This window comes from Bacillus sp. SIMBA_154 (assembly GCF_046536015.1).
Lineage (GTDB): Bacteria > Bacillota > Bacilli > Bacillales > Bacillaceae > Bacillus > Bacillus pumilus_P.
Genome location: NZ_JAWJBV010000761.1, coordinates 1 through 229 on the forward strand (window position 1 = coordinate 1; position 229 = coordinate 229).

2 pseudogenes are annotated in these 229 nt (G+C 43.7%); one reads left to right on the forward strand and one right to left on the reverse strand.

Going from position 1 to position 229, the window contains the following annotated elements:
• Nucleotides 1–86 (forward strand): annotated as a pseudogene (locus R0K30_RS23930) (undecaprenyl-diphosphatase); the annotation flags it as partial.
• A gap of 16 nt (nucleotides 87–102) precedes the next feature.
• Here the strand turns inward: R0K30_RS23930 and R0K30_RS23935 are convergent.
• Nucleotides 103–229 (reverse strand): annotated as a pseudogene (locus R0K30_RS23935) (VanZ family protein); the annotation flags it as partial.

Sequence of the window (229 nt, forward strand, 5' to 3'; positions counted from 1 at the left end):
ATGTGCTTCGTCCCATTGTCGATCTGATCGTGCGAATCTATGAAAGTATCATTCATAAAAACAAATCGACAAACCATAATATATAAAAAAAGCCGGCGTCTGTCACAGACTGCCGGTTTTTGTATGTTTGGCTGTATGCTTTTTCCTTTGTAAAGCACAGAATGCGGCAATGCCGAGACTGTCAATCAGCACATCGCGGAGGCATCCGTTTCTGCCGAAAAAGAGCTGG